We start from the raw sequence: 17,565 nt of genomic DNA on the forward strand, positions 1-17,565 counted from the left end.
TTCAATTTTCTTGATTTAAAAGTCGATATGGAGTCTGACCTGCGCCACTTTTTCTTTAGGAAGGTGTACTTCGGCCCCGCCGATATTAATTGTAATAATGTCGTCAATCAAATCTACCAGCGTTCCGATAAGAACTTTCTGTCCATCTACAGGTTCATAGGTCTTTATCTCCACTTTGTCCCCTTTATGGCGAACATAATCGCGATTTTTTTTGAGAGGACGATCCAAACCTGGCGAAGAGACCTCTAAATAATATCTTTCTTTAATAATGTCAAGTTCATCCAATTTGGCTTCCACCCGCTCACTTACCCACTGGCAGTCATCTAATTCAATACCTTTTTCTTTATCTAAAAAAATCCTTAAGTACCATTCTCGTTCCTTTATGTACTCAACATCCACAACCTCAAGCCCGGTTCCAGCAATAATATCATTGACGATTTTTTCTACAGCTTCTTCAATTTTTTCTCTGGCCAAAATACCACACCCCCAATATTAAAGTGATTCAGCGAAACGCTACATATCCGGTATCTTTATTGTAACCTATTGCTATGTATGCTTATACCCTGATATTGGAAATGGCGAAATACAGCAATAAGATGAAAGAGTGGGCTTTTCACCCACTCTTGAAACAGTTAAAACTTTAATTCTACAATATTATAACACCTAGAAACAAATAACACAACAAATTTAACGTAAATTTTGCCTATTAGGAAAATCATGCAAACAACATAATTTGGTCTGTTTCATCCATATCGTGCAAACAGCCATGTTCTTTCAGTATGTCGATGACTGCCCTCGATATTCGGGCCCGTGAACGTAAATCTTCCAAAGATGAAAAAGGTTTTTTCCGCCGGGCTTCAGCGATATTGTGAGCCGCCGCATCTCCAAGTCCCTGCAGTGACGCAAGCGGCGGCAAAAGCCCATCATCAGCTATGATGAACTTTGTTGCGTCTGAGGTATATAAGTCTACTCGCCGGAATGTATAACCCCTTAAATACATCTCAAGTGCCATCTCCACAATTGTCTGCAGACCTTTTTCCTTAGCCGTCATAGCATTGCCTTTTTGCTCAAATTCCAATAACTTAGCCCTTAAGGCACCTTCACCTTGAATAATAAGGCCGGCGTCAAATTCCGTTGCCCGAACGGTAAAATAGGAAGCATAAAAAGCAAGCGGGTAGTGGACCTTGCAATAAGCAATACGAAATGCCATCATAACATAAGCAACGGCATGGGCTTTGGGAAACATATATTTAATTTTTTGGCAGGACTCAATGTACCACTCCGGAACATTTTTAGCCCGCATCTTTTCTACATCGTCCGGTTTGACTCCTTTTCCTTTGCGTACGCCCTCCATTATTTTAAAAGCAGTTTGCGGTTCTACACCTTTATGAATGAGATAAACCATAATATCATCACGGGTAGAAATGGCCTCGGAAAGCCTGACCGTACCACTCTTTATCAAATCCTGAGCATTATTCAGCCAAACATCTGTACCATGGGAAAAACCACTAATACGAACTAGCTCACTGAATGTTTTCGGTTTAGTATCTTCAAGCATTTGACGGACAAATTTAGTGCCAAATTCGGGAATCCCAAAGGTCCCCACCGTACTGCCCAGTTGCTCCGCTGTAAGCTTTAGCACCTCAGTCGATGAAAATAAACTCATTGTTTCCCTATCGTCAAACGGCAGTGATTTTGCATCAATGCCGGTCAGATCTTCCAGCATTTTTATTACCGTAGGATCGTCATGTCCTAAAATGTCCAATTTAACTAACCTGCTGCTAATAGAATGATAATCGAAGTGCGTCGTGATGGTAGATGAATTCTTATCGTCGGCAGGAAATTGAATAGGAGTAAAATGGTGCACGTCCATATCTCTCGGAACAACCATAATCCCCCCCGGATGCTGACCGGTTGTACGTTTTACCCCTGTGCAGCCTGCGACCAATCGGTCAATATGTGCGTTTCTAGCTACAATCCCCTTTTCGGCGCAATAGTTTTTAACAAAGCCATACGCGGTTTTTTCCGCAATAGTCGCGATAGTTCCAGCTCTAAATACGTTATCTTTTCCAAACAATTCTTCTGTATATTTGTGGGCAACCGGTTGATAATCCCCGGAAAAATTGAGGTCAATATCAGGTACTTTGTCGCCATGAAATCCCATAAATACCGCAAAAGGAATGTTATGCCCGTTTTTTACCATCAGAGTTTGACACTTTGAACACACCTTATCAGGCAAATCAAAGCCGCCGCCGTAACTGCCATCGGTGATAAATTCACTGTTCTTACAGTTAGGACAGCGCCAGTGTGGCGGTAAAGGATTTACTTCCGTGATGCCGGTCATGGTAGCAACAAAGGATGAACCGACAGAACCCCGGGAACCAACCAGATAACCATCATCCATTGATTTCTTTACCAGTTTGTGAGCGATTAGATATAAAACCGCAAAACCGTTATTAATAATTGAGTTCAATTCATACTCCAAACGCTCAGCCACTATTGCCGGCAGGGGACTGCCGTACAAAGCCTCGGCGTTTTGGTAAGACATGGACTTTATTTCCTCTTCCGCGCCTGGTATCTGGGGCGAATAAAGTTCGTCCGGAATGGGTTTAATGGATTCCACCATATCATTAATTAGACGGGGGTTTTCCACTACAGCCTGAAATGCCAATTGGGTCCCAAGATAGCTGAACTCTTCAAGCATCTCTTGCGTTGTCCGAAAATAAAGCGGCGGCTGATTATCGGCGTCATCAAATCCTTGGCCTGCCATTAGAATTCGGCGATAAATCTCATCTTCAGGATTCAAAAAATGAACATCACAGGTTGCCACTACCGGTTTATTCAATCTAGCTGCCAATTCACAAACTTTTATATTGATTTGCCGCAAACCATCTTGATTGGCAATTTTTCCTTTGCGAACTAAAAATTCATTATTTTTAATAGGTTGGATTTCCAGATAATCATAAAAGCCGGCTATCGCCAGCAAGTGTTCGTCCGGTGCACCGTTTACAATGGCCTGTATTAATTCGCCGGCTTCACAGGCAGATCCCAAAATGAGTCCCTCCCGGTACTCGTTTAAGACTGCCCTGGGAATGCGGGGAGTGCGATGCAGATATCTTAAATGGGATATAGAAACCAGTCGATATAAGTTGCGCAAGCCAATATTATTTCTCGCTAAGATTACAATATGCCGGGCTTGATTAATATCTTCATCAAAAAGGTAACCTTCCATACCATAAATAATTTTAATCCCAGCTTCAATCGCTTCTTCGTGGGCTTCCGGAAAGGCTTGAACTACCCCGTGGTCAGTAATGGCTACAGCCGGATGGCCCCACTTAGCCGCTGTTTTGATTAAACTTTTGATAGATACTACGGCGTCCAAAGTGCTCATCCTAGTGTGCGCATGAAGTTCGATCCGCGGGGTTTCACAGGTATCCTCTCTCTCCACCCGTTCTACCCGGCACATGCTGTCTGTAAACAAAACAAGTTCATTGGAAAACTTATCAAACTGAACGGTTCCCTTCACTTTTACGTATAGTCCGTTTTTGATAACTGCCGATACTTTTTTAAATTGCTCTTCATTGTCAAAAAATACTTTATTGCTTATACCGTCAGTATTATCAATAAGATCATAAGTAAGTAAGAAGCGGCCTGAGCGTAGCTCTTTCCCTTCCAAATTCATAATCTGGCCTACAATAACCACATTGCGGACTTCATCCTGAATTGAACTGATTGTTTGTTGTCCGGCATCACTAATGTTGCGGATATTACGCCCAAAGATGACCGGACTGTCATTATTCCTCACTTTATTCGGAGCGGAATTTTCAGATAAAGCCTCCACATATTCGGGAGTCATGAGAGAAGACTCACAATCATCAGGAATTTCGGCCAGTCCTGAGTTGGTAAAACGTATTTCACAAATGCGACCATACTCACGCAGGATAAAGGATTTTATGGTATGATCAATGCCACGGTCGGCCACAATTGCTGCCGATAAATTACCAACTGTTTCAATTGACAAAATTTCGCCGTCAAAGCTGAATGAGGCATTTAACAAAATATGTCGCACAGCCGGATTATCTTGAGATACTTGACCGACAAACTCAGTCCAGCATTGAGACAGATACGCCGCTAAATCCCCAAGTTGTTGAACGAATGCTACTTTTGACAATCCACAACGACTGCAAAGGTATTTTTCTGCCGGCGCTAAAATCGAATCCGGAATATTTTTTTGAACATTAAGAAAAATCTTCCATGATCCTGAACTGCCATATTCCGTATTGATTTCAACCTTACTGATTCTGGCAGACCGTAAGGCCTCGTACCCCGAATCTACAATATTAAGTTCAAGTCCTGCGATAAATTGATATAAATTCGATATTCCTTCAGGAATTACACAATAGCTAGACATACTCGTCTCCCTACTAAGTATCACGCCTTTTTAAAATTTAAAGTCCGGACATCAATTGGGTAATGCTTCCAATATAATCTTCGGCTTTAAAAAAGGAGGTTTCACCAGTACGGCGTATTTTGACTTCGATCAGGCCTTCGCTTAAAGCTTTCGGTCCAACCGTTATGCGTAAAGGATAGCCAATTAGGTCGGCGTCCTTAAATTTAACGCCCGGTCGTTCATTACGATCATCCAACACTGTTTCGATGCTGTTACCGTTAAGCTCTGAATATATCTTTTCCGCTAAGGACATCTGCGCTTCATCTTTTGCGTTAACAGGCACTACTACCGCCTGGTAAGGAGCAATAGGTACCGGCCAAATAATGCCGTTCTCATCGTAATTCTGTTCAATAGCAGCAGCCATTGTCCGGCTGACCCCAACCCCGTAACACCCCATGACCATCGGCTTTTCTATGCCATTCTCGTCGATGAATGTCGCCTGAAGCGCCTTACTGTATTTAGTGTATAATTTAAATACCTGACCGACTTCAATCCCTCTGGTAGTTTTAACCTTGATGCCACAGCGGGGACAAGGATCATTTTCCCGGATTAAACGAATATCAGCAACAAGAAACGGGCTGAAGTCACGCTTCGGATTAACGTTAATGTAATGCCGCTCCGGTTGGTTGGCTCCACACACCGCGTTGTACATGTTCATAACAGAGTGATCAGCCACGATTGCAACTTTTTCTGAATTTTGAACACCGACGGGTCCCAGATATCCTACCGTACTGCCGGTTATTCTGGTAATGACATCTTCCGTAGCTAAATCAATACGCAAACATTTCAACTTATTTAACAACTTAATTTCATTAACTTCATGATCCCCGCGAACAAGCGCAAAAATCAGCTGTTCCCCGTCGGTAATGTAGGCAAGAGTCTTTATAGTTCTCGCGGGAGCAACACCTAAATATTTGCTAACAGCCGCGATAGTTTTTGTACCAGGAGTGTCTGTTATTGTTAATGGTAACAATTCTTCGTCAGCGTGAATAATTGGATGTAATTCAGCTTTTTCCACGTTGGCGGTATACTCACAGGATGGACAATAAACAATTGCTGCTTCACCGGAATCAGCAATTACCATAAATTCATGGGAACCACTGCCGCCAATAGCGCCTGAATCGGCTTCAACGGCCCTAAACGTAAGTCCGCAGCGGCTAAAGATTTTTGTATAAGCATCATACATTTTATCATAACTTTCATCAAGACCAGCTTCATCCTTGTCGAATGAATATAAATCTTTCATAATAAATTCGCGCCCCCGCATCAGACCAAATCTAGGCCGGATTTCATCACGATATTTATTTTGAATTTGATACAAGCGAAGGGGTAATTGACGATAAGAACGAACATCTCCTCTTACAAGAGTAGTAATCATTTCCTCGTGAGTCGGACCTAAACAGAAGTCACGATTATGGCGGTCTTTTAAGCGAAACATTTCATCGCCGTATACGCTCCAACGCCCTGTCTCCATCCACATTTCCGCCGGCTGAATAACAGGCATGAAGAGTTCCTGCCCCCCCTTCGCGTCCATTTCTTCCCGTACAATATTTTCGATTTTCCGCAGAACCCGCCACGCTAGCGGCAGATAGGAGTATATACCTCCAGCTGCTTTTCTGATAAAACCGGCTCGCAGCATCAATTGATGACTAATTACTTCGGCTTCGGCAGGAGTTTCCCGCAGAGTCGGAGCATAGAGTTGTGAAGCTCGCATCGTTATATATCCTCCCTAATGATTGCATCGATTTCCTCAAATAATGAATTGACAAGTTCCGTTTCGGAAACTTTTCTTATGATTTGTCCTTTGCGAAATATAAGGCCCTGTTCTGTGCCGCCGGCAATGCCAACATCTGCTTCTTTGGCCTCGCCCGGTCCATTGACCACACACCCCATTACAGCGACTTTTATGGGTTTACGTATTGCAGTGAGCCGCTGTTCTACCGCTTCCGCGATGGATTGCAAATTAATCCTGCAGCGTCCGCAGGTAGGGCAGGAAATTAGAGTTGGTCCATATTCCCTAAGCCCTAAAGATTTTAAAATTTCACTGCCTACTCTGACTTCTTCCACCGGATCGCCAGTAAGAGAAACCCTTATAGTGTCGCCTACACCCTCTGCCAGCAGCGCCCCCAGGCCTACGGCGGATTTTATTACTCCTGATTTGACGGTTCCCGCTTCGGTAATTCCCAAATGAAGCGGGTAGTCTACAGTTTCCGACATCATACGGTAGGCCTGAACAGTAAGCGGTACATCGTGGGCTTTTAATGATATTTTTATATCATGAAAGCCTAATCTTTCCAATATATTCACATGTCCCATAGCGCTTTCAACCATGGCGTCAGCAGTTGGTCTCCCCCCGTACTTGGCTAGTATGCTTTGCTCTAATGAACCGGCATTTACGCCAATCCGGATAGGAATTCTACTCTTTTTTGCTTGTTTGACAACAGCCGCAACATGATCTGCAGCCTGAATATTACCTGGATTAAGGCGTAAAGCATCTATCCCGCGCTCCATCACGGCAATCGCCAAACGAAAATCAAAATGAATATCAGCAACTAAAGGCACTTTCGTTGCTTTTTTTATTTGCTCAACAGCTTGTGCCGCAGCCATATCAGGTATCGCAATTCTCACAATGTCGCAGCCGGCAGTTTGTAACTGTTCTATTTGTTTCACAGTCGCATCAACATCATCGGTCCTGGTATTGGTCATAGACTGGACGGATATTGGAGCTTCACCGCCCACTGTAATATCGCCGATACGGATCGGGCGCGTTTTTTTTCTTTGCATAGTTATCACGTTATCAACCATCAACCGACACCACCATAAACCAATAGTTTCAACCCAATTTCTCCAGCCATCTTGATATATCCTTAAATGTTGCAACAATCATGAGCAGCAATAATAAGGCAAAGCCAATCATCTGAATAAATTGCATATGATTTTTGTTTAACGGTTTACGCCGGATGCCTTCTACCGCTAAAGTTACTACATGTCCGCCGTCTAAAACAGGGACAGGCAGCAAATTAATTAGCCCCAGGTTAATGCTTAAGAATGCGGCAAATTGCAATAGCGGAATTATGCCCAGCTGAGCAACTTCGCCTGCCATTTGAGCGACTCCGATTGGACCGGCAACGTCTGCCGGAGCTTTACCTGTAAGCATTTCACCAATGCCAACCAGCATACTGCCGCCGATACTATACGTCTGTTTGAATGCAAGTCCTAATGACTCAAATGCTTCGGGTTGATCATGAATAATTAGGGGAGTAATTCCGATAATACCTCGTTTAGCTTTGGTATCGTATTCAGGAGTTACTGTGATTGTTTGAAATTCCTTCGCCCCGCTTCGCTCGATATTTACAACCAGCTTGCTGCCTGAATTGCTTTGAATTACCTGAACAAATTGACGCCAGGAATCAATTTTTGCGCCATTAACGGCTATGATACGGTCTCCGGCAACTAAACCGGCAAGCATTGCGGGCCTATCATGAAACACTGTACCAATAATTGGTTGATCAGAGGGGGTGTCTACACCTGCACTTACGAATACGATAAAAAATAAAATGACCGGCAAGACAAAGTTCATCGCTGATCCCGCTACGATTACAAGCATTCTGGCCCAAACCGGTTTAGTATTAAAAGACCTTTCATCCTGCTCTTCGTCTGGATCCATCCCGGCAATTTTATTAAAACCGCCAAGGGGCACAATGCGGATGGAGTATATTGTTTCACCAACTTGACGGCTAACCAGTTTGGGGCCAAAGCCGATAGCGAATTCGTCAACCCGCATACCGACAAGCTTAGCGGTTATAAAATGACCAAGTTCATGGAACAAAATTAACAGCCCGAAGACAAAGATAGCGGCAATTATAGGAATTATGGTAGCAATCAACATTGATAACAGACATTCCACAACCTTTCATTAATTAATCGTAAATTAATCGTACTTTTCTCAGGAGTCAGACTTCCATGCTGTCTGCAACGGCACCAGCAAAGAAGATAAAAGAAGATAAAAGAAGATAAAAATAGTCATTTTTATAGAACAATCAACATTGCTTTATTGCTTTCGCCATATGCTCGATCATTTGACATGCGGATTGTCTTGCCCACGAATCACAGGAAATAATCGCAGTTATATCCGGGTTCATAACGCTCTGATGCTGGGACATGGTATCTTTTATAACCCGTGGAATGTCCAGATAGCTAATTTTTCCGTTTAAAAAGGCGTATACTGCTACTTCATTTGCGGCATTATACACGCACGGTAAAGTACCGCCGCTACGTCCTGCAAGGTAAGCCAGGTTTAAGGCTGAAAAAGTATTAATATCTGGAGATTCAAATGTTAAGGCGCCAATTGATGTAAAATCCAGTTTGGGGAAATCAGTCACCAGTCGTTCGGGATAGGTAAGAGCATACTGGATGGGAACACGCATGTCTGGTTGGCCTAGCTGAGCTAAAACGCTCCCATCAATAAATTCTACCATCGAATGAATGATGCTTTGCGGGTGAATCGTCACTTCAATTTGATCATAATCAACGCCAAAAAGCCACCTGGCTTCAATTACTTCTAATCCTTTATTCGCTAAAGTAGATGAGTCTATGGTAATTTTTCTCCCCATAGACCAATTAGGATGGTGCAGACAATCGGCTACGTTTACGGAAACCAACTGCGCCGCTGTGAAGCCACGAAAAGGTCCCCCGGATGCGGTTAAAATTATTCTGCGAATTTTTTCTGTATTTTCTCCCTGCAAACATTGGAAAATGGCGCTATGCTCGCTATCTACCGGCAATATACGAACATTATAACGCTTAGCGAGCTTCATAACAAGTTCGCCTGCCGCCACCAAAGTTTCTTTATTAGCAAATGCAATATCTTTCCCGTTTTCTATGGCTGCTATCGTCGGCTTCAGGCCGGCAAAGCCCACTAATGCCGTCAATACTATATGAGTAGATTTTTCCGTAGCCGCCGCCAGCAACCCTTCCTCACCGGTTAGTATCAGGGTAGAGCCACGATACCTGCGAACAAGACGGTCCGCTGCCTGTTTGTCTACCAATACAGCTATTGCGGGTTTAAAATACTCAATCTGTTCCTCAAGCATTTGATCATTGTGGTAAGCTGCCAAAGCACTGATAGAAAGCGTTGCTGGGTTCTTGGAGATAACTGTCAAAGCTTGGGTTCCGATTGAACCTGTACTTCCTAAAATTGAAACATATCTCATGCTGCCAATGTCTCCTATGTCTCCTATTTCCCCTATTAAAAATAAAAATCAGTAAAACTGCGCGCTTCCCAAACAAGAACTTATAAACTTAATGGAGAACGAAAAAATTTATGTAATAAAATACTGCGGGAACTGTTATCATCATAGCATCAAACCGGTCAAGAATGCCCCCATGTCCCGGTAAGATGTTTCCTGAATCTTTTACGCCAGCATATCTTTTTAAAGCGGACTCAACTAAGTCGCCTAGAGGCGCGGCAATTCCAATCAATAACCCAATTAATACTAAATGGATATACGGAAGATAAGCTAGGGATCCAAATGCCAAGACTCCTGTCAGACTACCGATGAATCCCCCAATAACTCCTTCATATGTTTTGCCGGGGCTAACAGCCGGACAAAGCCTGTGTCTGCCAAGCTTGGAACCAATAAAAAAAGCAAACGTATCGCTAGCCCAAGTACCTATGAATGCCAGCCATACGTAAATAGCACCAACTGATAATTCTCCCATGTTTGTATTGATATATTGGGATTGCTCAGTAAACCGTAACATAAGAAGATGGGCAAAAGTTAAACCAATATAACAAATTCCCAAAACAGTAAAAGCCGCGTCAGCAATGGAAAAATGAGAATACGAAAAAACAGTTCCGGCCAGCACATAAATAATAAGTAGCATGATAACCAGAATAGTTTCGTCAGCATTTCCTAGCCAGGAACAACCAACAAAAAAAACAATTATTATCATACCCGGGTAATACCCAACATTTATCTCTTTTTTCTTCATCATTGTTGAGTACTCATGCCAAGCAATCAGCGCCAGCAACATTACGGCGATCGCAAACACCCATTGTCCGTAATTAATGGCATATATTATAATCGGTATTCCAACAATTGCCGTTAGTATTCTTTTGCCAAGCATCGAGCCACCTGCCAACCTTCATTTATTTTTGGTTAAACCGCCAAATCTTCTGTCGCGTTGTTGATAGTCAATAATTGCTTGAATCAAGTGCTCCGGTTTAAAGTCAGGCCAGTTCGTATTAGTAAACCAAAACTCGGAATAGGCTAATTGCCAAAGCAAATAATTGCTTATCCGGCAGTCACCGCTAGGTCGGATTAATAGATCAGGGTCTGGTAAATCTGCAGTATATAAATATGCCTGAATGGTAGATTCCTTTATCTCATCAAACGCTAACTCACCGTTGTGCACTTTTTGTGCAATTTTCTTTACAGCACGTGTAATTTCGGCACGACCACCGTAATTTACAGCAAGATTTAATGTTAATCCATTATTGTCGGCTGTATGCGTCTGAGCTTTTTCAATTTTCTTTTGCAGGTTAAATGTTAATTCTTCAACTTTTCCGATAAATCGGATCTGTACATTATTTTCATGTAATTCCTCGATTTCATTGTCGAGGTATTCTGACAAAAGTGTCATAAGGATATTAACTTCTTCAGCGGGCCGCTTCCAGTTTTCCGTAGAAAACGCATAAGCAGTTAAAACTTGTAAACCGATTTCAGATGACGCCTTAACAATTTCCCGTAATGTTTCCGCGCCGGCGCGATGTCCAAATGTACGCGGTAAACCACGCTTTTGTGCCCAGCGTCCATTACCGTCCATAATTACAGCAATATGTTTTGGCAGCCTATTTTTGTCAATCAGATCATAATTAGATATTTTTCCCTCTGAACTGTTTTTATTACGGCCAAGCCACTTTTTCCACACCCTATAGCCCTCCAGCCATGTTAAAAAAAAACTGGTCAAATTAGTGGTCTGTAATGATTGACTATATTTTGGCACAACCGAGTTAAATTTAAACCCCCTCTCGCGAGGGGGGTTTAAATTATTCTGGAGCTTTAATTGCACCAGTAGGGCAAACCGCCTCACAGGCACCACATTCAACACACTCATCTGTAATCACATAAGTTGGTTCCCCTTCTTGGATCGCACCAACCGGGCAAGTGGCCGCACAAGAACCGCATGCAACACACTCTTCAGTAATTTTGTATGCCATGATTTAGAAACACCTCCTTTCCCATTTTAGCAGCAGCTATCAAACAAATAGTACCATCAGCATTTAATCGTTGCTGAATAACGTAGAAAGTATCTGAGTCAAGACAGAAATGTTTACGGGCGGGTGAAGTATATTGAACAATGTATTTAGTGTTCGCTGCATCTAGATCCTGAATCGCATCTGATAAATGTTGACCAATATAATTCACTCATTACACTTCCATAATTTCTTTTTCTTTCCCTGTCATCACTTGATCAATTTCTTTAATAAATTTATCAGTCAATTTCTGAATATCATCCTGAGCCTTTTTAGTATCATCTTCAGAAATCGTTTTGTCTTTTTCAAGTTTTTTAATAGTATCGTTAGCGTCCCGACGTAAATTTCGAATAGCTACCCGGGTTTCTTCGGCTTTTTTGTGTACAACCTTTACAAGCTCCGTACGACGCTGCTGGGTTAGCTGTGGTATGGTCAATCTTATCACAGAGCCGTCGCTATTGGGAGTTAAACCTAAATCCGATTTCTGTATGGCTTTGTCAATTGCCGCCAGCATATTCTTTTCCCAAGGCTGGATCACGATCATTCTCGGTTCTGGAACTGATACATTGGCGACCTGATTAATTGGTGTCGGTGTACCGTAATAGTCAACTACTATCTTTTCTAAAAGTGCCGGCGTGGCCCTGCCTGCTCGTAAGGTACCATACTCTTTACGCAAGGCATCCATTGCTTTTTTCATTTTATCTTCATGACTTTCAAAGATATCCTTAACTGTCACTCTTTTCTCCCCCCACAATAGTTCCGATATCCTTGCCGAGAGCCGCTTTTAAGATATTACCCGGCTCGTCAATACTAAATACCAGAATGGGTATCTTATTATCCATACACAGCGAGGTTGCCGTAGAATCCATTACGCCTAATCCTCGCATTAATATCTCAATATGATCAAGTTCTTTAAATTTTTTGGCTTCAGGATTATAGCGGGGGTCAGAATCATAAACTCCATCTGCATTTTTCTTAGCCATAAGTATAACGTCGGCTTCTATTTCAGCAGCTCGGAGCGCCGCAGCAGTATCTGTCGAAAAATAAGGATTCCCGGTACCGGCAGCAAATATAACAACGCGCCCTTTTTCCATATGCCGTATGGCCCTCCGCCTGATGTAGGGCTCGGCAACCTGCTGCATATTAATCGCACTTTGCACCCTGGAATCAACACCACAATGCTCCAAGGCATCCTGTAAAGCCAACGCATTCATTACTGTGGCTAACATACCCATGTAGTCGGCTGTAGCTCTATCCATTCCTTTGGCACTTCCAGCCAAACCACGCCAGATGTTTCCACCGCCAACAACTATGGCAATGTCCAGTCCATAGGATTTAACTTCTTTTATTTCTTTCGCAATTAAATCAACAACAATAGGATCTATACCATAGCCTTGCGTTCCAGCCAAAGCTTCACCACTTAATTTTAAGACTACGCGCTTGTATGTAACTGTAGTCAAGAGGGGAAACCTCCTTTAGAAAAGTATTTTCTACAGGTAAATTAATAATCCTTTATGTTAGTGTATATTTAGTGTAATTTTTTTAGAAAAAAGAGAACACACTGTGTTCTCTTACTTCTTAACTGCAGCCATAACTTCGGCGGCAAAATCGTTAGATTTTTTCTCAAGTCCTTCACCCAGCTGAAATCTGGCAAATCTACGGACTGAAATATTTTCACCTATTTTAGCAATGCTTTCTGTAATAAGCTGTTGGAGAGTTTTATCAGGATCTTTAATATAAGGCTGTTCCAATAAACATACTTCCTTATAAAATTTCTCCAAACGACCTTCAATCATTTTCTCAACAATATGAGCAGGTTTTCCTTCATTGAGAGCTTGGGCTCGCAAAATCTCCCGCTCGTGATTGAGAATAGCTTCAGATACTTCCTGCCTTGCTACATAAGTTGGATTAGCGGCAGCAATCTGCATAGCGATATCACGGACTAGAGCTTTAAAATCGTCCGTCTTGGCTACAAAGTCAGTTTCGCAATTAACCTCCAACAATACCCCTATTCGTCCGCCGCCGTGTATATAAGACTCAACAAGTCCTTCGGATGCAATCCGACTGGATTTTTTGGCAGCAGCAGCCAAGCCTTTTTCTCTTAAAAAATCTATCGCTTTATCTAAGTCTCCATTTGTTTCAGTAAGAGCTTTTTTACAATCCATCATACCAGCGCCGGTACGCTCACGCAGTTCCTTAACCATTTCAGCCGTTACCATATGCCAATCCTCCCATTATATCCTTTTCTACTGTCAAAAAGGTAAGGAGGCAAAAATGTCATCCCCCCTACCTTTCAATAATTTATTCAGTCATTTGTTCGCCTTGGCGCCCTTCGAGTACAGCGTCAGCCATTTTTGCGGTTAATAGCTTAACCGCCCGGATTGCGTCGTCATTCCCCGGGATAATATAATCAATTTCATCCGGGTCACAGTTGGTATCAACTATCCCGATAATTGGAATGCTTAACTTGCGCGCTTCGGCCACCGCGATGCGCTCTTTGCGGGGATCAATAACAAACAAAGCGCCGGGAAGCTTTTGCATACTTTTTATACCACCAAGAAATTTCTGTAATCTTTCCATTTCATGGCGAAGTGTAATCACTTCTTTTTTGGGAAGTACTTCAAAAACACCTTTGATTTCCATGTCTTCCAATTCTCGCAGACGATTAATGCGTCTTTGAATGGTTTGGAAATTAGTAAGCATTCCGCCAAGCCATCTTTCATTCACATAAAACATTTCACATTTGATGGCCTCTTCTTTTACCGCGTCTTGTGCTTGCTTTTTTGTACCAACAAACAAAATTGTCTGACCTTGAGCCGCGATATCCCGCACAAAGTTGTATGCATCCTCTACCTTTTTAACGGTCTTTTGCAGATCAATAATGTAGATACCGTTACGCTCCGTAAAAATGTACGGAGCCATTTTGGGATTCCATCTTCTGGTTTGATGTCCGAAATGAACACCAGCCTCCAAAAGCTGTTTCATAGAAATAACTGACAAAAAAACACCCCCTGTTAATTTACCGCCGCCAATCGCATTTTTTGCCGCCACCTATAAGAAGGCACAGGAGACAAAATTGATTTGCGTGTGGAATTGCACCGAAAAGTAGTATATCATATCTTTTTAAAGATAACAAGACATTCTATACTATATTCTATACTATATTTTCTCATAATTTTACTGTTCTTATACCAAACTATAGTTTCTGATACTGAAAAATGCTATTTCTTACCCAACTGTAAGAATAGCATTATTTCTCCCTTTGCCATCCCGGTAGCTTTAGCGATCTCTGTGACATTATACCCTTGCGCGGACATACTTAGGACCAATCTCTGTCTATCATTGTTAGCCAAATCTTTATTGGAATGTTTCAAATACTCGTTAATCGCTAAAGTGTCGGGAACGGCACTGATTTGTATAGAATTTTTTCCATTTGTTTCATCTATTTGCGAACAACAGTCTAAGTACTCTGTATTATTTTCTTCTTCCTCGCGGTCTTTGATTTCTCGGCTTTTCATCGCCAATAATATGTATTCCGCTTGCTTTAATTGCTCATTAAGTAAATTCGATTTTGTTTGTGCCTCTTCCAGCAGGAATTCGAGATGAACAATTTTATCTTCCAACTGTTTGATAATCGTATCGGCAGTGCTCTCCAACTGCTGTTGTAGTTGAGTGGTCGGGTTGGTAAGATCAATGGAAAGCATTTTAATAAACACATCTTTTTTATATATGATAAGGAAAACAAAAAATAATAATAAAGTAAACGTAAAAATAACTCCTGTCAGCACAATTACACCTCTGGATTTTAGGTTTTGATGTCAATGATGTGACCCCTTACCGGATCAATTTGTATATCGGTTTCCGCGTCCGTCTTCGTTGTTGTATCTGAGTCATCAGAATCTGATGGCTTCATCTGAGAATTGTGTTGAGATTTTCCTTGCTTTTCCTTGGAAGCATTCTCTCTCTTTATTTTGCCGCCTTCACTCTTAGTGGCATTTTCTACTTGGCTCTGACGTTCCGCAGATACTTTTTGCATTTGTTCTGCAAACTGTTGCTGCTGAAGTGATGTTTGGTTTTCCATATGTTGCTGGCTTCTCCCCACGTCGGTTGAACGTGGAATGACGACTTGCATATCAATGGGTCGAATGCTCATACAATCACCACCGCTTTGACCTGATGCCGAAGAAGAATGAATCTATTGATACGAACCAACTTTTACTTCCCCGTCCTCGGCGTAAAATGACGCAAACTTTACAAGTTCCCGTATTGGCTTAACTAGAGTTCCTACAACAACCTTCACTCCCGGAAATACACTGTCAGCCACCTTTATTCGTCCATGGCGCATTTCCTCAAGTTGCAGTTCGATTTCGGTAATCCGGTTACGCATCGTTTCCAGCTGGCCCATTAGATGAAATTGCGCCTTAGTTAACTTCAGCAGCATCTCGCGTTTATCCGGAGGCAAGGTGGCTTGGTTCATAGAACGAAGTAAATTTAAGGCTTTCTGAGTTTGCTCCAGGCTTAGTTCAACCTTTTTTACCTCTTTACGAATCTGCTGATATTCTTCTCGCAAAGCAGGATTGACGCCAACTTCCAAATCAGTATTGGTAGCCAGGTTGGTTCCAACCACTTTAGCCTTGATCTCTTCGCCGGCACTGACATGACCCCCAACAATCAAGCCACGTTTGCCAAGGACGGTAACGTGCTTGCCGGCACTAATCCGGCTATGTAAAACAACGTCATCGACAATAGCATCTTTGCCGGCAATTATTGTTGCATTCTCGGCAAACTTAGCAACAACATTTTCGCCGGCTTTAACATAACCGCGATTCATCCCTTGAATTCCCATTCTTATGATAATATTCTTTCCTTCAACAATGCCGCCGCAAACGTTCCCCCCGATCTCCACATCCCCCTCAGCTTTCACACTAAATCCAGTTTGAACAGAACCGCGAATAACTACGCTGCCGACAAATTCAACATTTCCCGTCGATAAATCTACGTCCTCTTTGATTTCAATGACTGGGATCACGTGTATTTTATTGCCCTGAACCACCACTTGCCCCGCCTGCCCAGCCACAATACTATACTTATCAATAGCGACGACATTTTTGCCCAGAGGTAATACTACGTCTTTGCCGGGCTTGGCGACAACTTCATTGCCTAATACGTCTGTGCCGGATTCTCCCGGGGTTGCGGGAATTTTTGCCGCCAGTAACTGATCTTTCTCAACAGTAATAAACATATTTAAATTCTTGTAGTCCACTCTGCCGTCTTCCAGCTCAACCGGACGCCCTTTATTCTCAAAATCAATGGCATATTTGATGCTTGCATTAGTACCATTCTCTTGTTTTTTCCCCTGGGCAAAAACCACCATAACGCCGGGTTTTTCGAAAGCTCGTTGAATGATAGCCTGATCAATCCCGAAAACGACGCCCGCCTTTTGAATTTTTTCCATTACCTCTTCCATGGATACCTGACGGCGGCATCCCTTAGGGATGACAATATTTAAAGAGGCTTCCATCCGGTCCCGTGAAACTACTACTTCAATATCAGGTTCAGCTTCAACGGGTTTCTCCCCGAATTTAACCGGAGTTCCGGCAGCCTCTTTTACGGTACGAATGAGTAGTGCATTGTCAACTTTATCAATTCCCAAGTTTGAAAAAGCGTCAAGGATAGCCTGTGACTTAACCGGTTTGCCAGAACCTTGAGGAGGAAAAACTGCTAAAAATATCCCCTGCTCATCAGTCGTTATATTGAAGTATCCATCCAGAGTGTCAATTTCATTTTCTGCCTGTTCCAGCAGGCGCTCTTCTGTATCACTCATGCCTAAATTCCTCCTAAGGGTAAAAACGTCGCT

17 protein-coding genes are annotated in these 17,565 nt (G+C 42.5%); all 17 read right to left on the reverse strand.

Features of this window, described 5'->3' with window-relative positions; translation table 11 throughout:
• Positions 1-15: 15 nt before the first annotated feature.
• A complete protein-coding gene (locus MAMMFC1_RS18985; protein WP_126310009.1) occupies positions 16-474 on the reverse strand; it encodes a ribosome maturation factor RimP in 459 nt (152 codons plus the stop codon).
• Positions 475-715: 241 nt separating this feature from the next.
• Complete coding sequence (locus MAMMFC1_RS18990) at positions 716-4,411, reverse strand: PolC-type DNA polymerase III (protein ID WP_126310010.1); 3,696 nt, start codon at positions 4,409-4,411, stop codon at positions 716-718.
• A 37-nt stretch (positions 4,412-4,448) separates the two neighbouring features.
• The gene (locus MAMMFC1_RS18995) at positions 4,449-6,164 is read right to left on the reverse strand and encodes a proline--tRNA ligase (protein WP_126310011.1); all 1,716 of its coding nucleotides are present in this window, start codon (positions 6,162-6,164) and stop codon (positions 4,449-4,451) included.
• Positions 6,165-6,166: 2 nt separating this feature from the next.
• A complete protein-coding gene (gene ispG, locus MAMMFC1_RS19000) occupies positions 6,167-7,234 on the reverse strand; it encodes a flavodoxin-dependent (E)-4-hydroxy-3-methylbut-2-enyl-diphosphate synthase (RefSeq protein ID WP_126310779.1) in 1,068 nt (355 codons plus the stop codon).
• A 49-nt stretch (positions 7,235-7,283) separates the two neighbouring features.
• The gene (rseP, locus tag MAMMFC1_RS19005) at positions 7,284-8,339 is read right to left on the reverse strand and encodes an RIP metalloprotease RseP (RefSeq protein WP_126310012.1); all 1,056 of its coding nucleotides are present in this window, start codon (positions 8,337-8,339) and stop codon (positions 7,284-7,286) included.
• Between the two features lie 151 nt (positions 8,340-8,490).
• Entirely contained in the window at positions 8,491-9,663 is a 1,173-nt protein-coding gene (locus MAMMFC1_RS19010) for a 1-deoxy-D-xylulose-5-phosphate reductoisomerase (protein WP_126310013.1), read from the reverse strand.
• A gap of 88 nt (positions 9,664-9,751) precedes the next feature.
• Positions 9,752-10,579: a phosphatidate cytidylyltransferase gene (locus tag MAMMFC1_RS19015; RefSeq protein ID WP_126310014.1), complete on the reverse strand. Its 828-nt coding sequence runs from the start codon at positions 10,577-10,579 to the stop codon at positions 9,752-9,754.
• Positions 10,580-10,597: 18 nt separating this feature from the next.
• Positions 10,598-11,383 carry an isoprenyl transferase gene (locus MAMMFC1_RS19020; RefSeq protein WP_232035548.1) on the reverse strand — a complete coding sequence of 262 codons (786 nt, stop codon included), beginning with the start codon at positions 11,381-11,383 and terminating at the stop codon, positions 10,598-10,600.
• A 118-nt stretch (positions 11,384-11,501) separates the two neighbouring features.
• Positions 11,502-11,672 (reverse strand): DUF362 domain-containing protein, encoded by a 171-nt coding sequence (locus MAMMFC1_RS19025; protein WP_126310016.1) that lies wholly within the window; start codon positions 11,670-11,672, stop codon positions 11,502-11,504.
• A complete protein-coding gene (locus MAMMFC1_RS21690) occupies positions 11,653-11,880 on the reverse strand; it encodes a hypothetical protein (protein ID WP_162499703.1) in 228 nt (75 codons plus the stop codon). Before MAMMFC1_RS21690 ends, MAMMFC1_RS19025 begins: the two co-directional genes overlap by 20 nt.
• A 3-nt stretch (positions 11,881-11,883) precedes the next feature.
• Positions 11,884-12,405, reverse strand: coding sequence for a ribosome recycling factor (gene frr / locus MAMMFC1_RS19030; RefSeq protein WP_232035837.1), 522 nt, complete (start codon positions 12,403-12,405; stop codon positions 11,884-11,886).
• 28 nt (positions 12,406-12,433) lie between these two features.
• Positions 12,434-13,168 carry a UMP kinase gene (pyrH, locus tag MAMMFC1_RS19035; protein ID WP_126310018.1) on the reverse strand — a complete coding sequence of 245 codons (735 nt, stop codon included), beginning with the start codon at positions 13,166-13,168 and terminating at the stop codon, positions 12,434-12,436.
• A gap of 111 nt (positions 13,169-13,279) precedes the next feature.
• Positions 13,280-13,927 (reverse strand): translation elongation factor Ts, encoded by a 648-nt coding sequence (gene tsf / locus MAMMFC1_RS19040; protein WP_126310019.1) that lies wholly within the window; start codon positions 13,925-13,927, stop codon positions 13,280-13,282.
• An 82-nt stretch (positions 13,928-14,009) separates the two neighbouring features.
• Positions 14,010-14,708: a 30S ribosomal protein S2 gene (gene rpsB, locus MAMMFC1_RS19045; protein WP_126310020.1), complete on the reverse strand. Its 699-nt coding sequence runs from the start codon at positions 14,706-14,708 to the stop codon at positions 14,010-14,012.
• 221 nt (positions 14,709-14,929) lie between these two features.
• Positions 14,930-15,496 (reverse strand): hypothetical protein, encoded by a 567-nt coding sequence (locus MAMMFC1_RS19050; RefSeq protein ID WP_126310021.1) that lies wholly within the window; start codon positions 15,494-15,496, stop codon positions 14,930-14,932.
• Between the two features lie 17 nt (positions 15,497-15,513).
• Complete coding sequence (locus tag MAMMFC1_RS19055; protein ID WP_158618819.1) at positions 15,514-15,861, reverse strand: hypothetical protein; 348 nt, start codon at positions 15,859-15,861, stop codon at positions 15,514-15,516.
• A gap of 42 nt (positions 15,862-15,903) precedes the next feature.
• The gene (locus MAMMFC1_RS19060) at positions 15,904-17,532 is read right to left on the reverse strand and encodes a FapA family protein (protein ID WP_126310023.1); all 1,629 of its coding nucleotides are present in this window, start codon (positions 17,530-17,532) and stop codon (positions 15,904-15,906) included.
• Positions 17,533-17,565 lie beyond the last annotated feature (33 nt).

This window comes from Methylomusa anaerophila, assembly GCF_003966895.1.
GTDB lineage: Bacteria > Bacillota > Negativicutes > Sporomusales > Sporomusaceae > Methylomusa > Methylomusa anaerophila.

Bases quoted from the DNA above. Each gene is read 5' to 3' on its own strand.
- MAMMFC1_RS18990 (WP_126310010.1), bottom strand. From the start codon at position 4,411: ATGTCTAGCTATTGTGTAATTCCTGAAGGAATATCGAATTTATATCAA.
- MAMMFC1_RS18995 (WP_126310011.1), bottom strand. From the start codon at position 6,164: ATGCGAGCTTCACAACTCTATGCTCCGACTCTGCGGGAAACTCCTGCC.
- ispG (WP_126310779.1), bottom strand. From the start codon at position 7,234: ATGCAAAGAAAAAAAACGCGCCCGATCCGTATCGGCGATATTACAGTG.
- rseP (WP_126310012.1), bottom strand. From the start codon at position 8,339: ATGTTGATTGCTACCATAATTCCTATAATTGCCGCTATCTTTGTCTTC.
- MAMMFC1_RS19010 (WP_126310013.1), bottom strand. From the start codon at position 9,663: ATGAGATATGTTTCAATTTTAGGAAGTACAGGTTCAATCGGAACCCAA.
- MAMMFC1_RS19015 (WP_126310014.1), bottom strand. From the start codon at position 10,579: ATGCTTGGCAAAAGAATACTAACGGCAATTGTTGGAATACCGATTATA.
- MAMMFC1_RS19025 (WP_126310016.1), bottom strand. From the start codon at position 11,672: ATGGCATACAAAATTACTGAAGAGTGTGTTGCATGCGGTTCTTGTGCG.
- frr (WP_232035837.1), bottom strand. From the start codon at position 12,405: ATGAAAAAAGCAATGGATGCCTTGCGTAAAGAGTATGGTACCTTACGA.
- tsf (WP_126310019.1), bottom strand. From the start codon at position 13,927: ATGGTAACGGCTGAAATGGTTAAGGAACTGCGTGAGCGTACCGGCGCT.
- MAMMFC1_RS19055 (WP_158618819.1), bottom strand. From the start codon at position 15,861: ATGAGCATTCGACCCATTGATATGCAAGTCGTCATTCCACGTTCAACC.
- MAMMFC1_RS19060 (WP_126310023.1), bottom strand. From the start codon at position 17,532: ATGAGTGATACAGAAGAGCGCCTGCTGGAACAGGCAGAAAATGAAATT.